The 236-nt window shown below is 42.8% G+C and carries 1 pseudogene; it reads right to left on the minus strand.

The annotated features are described in order from the left end of the window. Positions 1-236: pseudogene (locus AAEY88_RS15450) on the minus strand (D-cysteine desulfhydrase family protein); the annotation flags it as partial.

Below are 236 nucleotides of genomic sequence, written 5' to 3' on the forward strand. Positions count from 1 at the left end.
CTTTAAAGGCTTCTACAAAGGCCAAAGCACCCAATTCATTGGAACCACCATAAGGGATGACGTAGGGTTTTTTGCCTTGTGTTTTTAACTGTTCGACGATTTTAGGAATGTCTTCCCCTTTGCGATGAGCGCCTGCCCAATGAATATGACACCCGAAAATCTTATCCAATAATAAATTGCCACTTGCTTGCTCAGGTTCTTCTCCACCTAATACTAAATGGCAGTCAAGTCCCAAG

The sequence above is a fragment of the Psychrobacter sp. CAL346-MNA-CIBAN-0220 genome, assembly GCF_040309805.1.
Lineage (GTDB): Bacteria > Pseudomonadota > Gammaproteobacteria > Pseudomonadales > Moraxellaceae > Psychrobacter.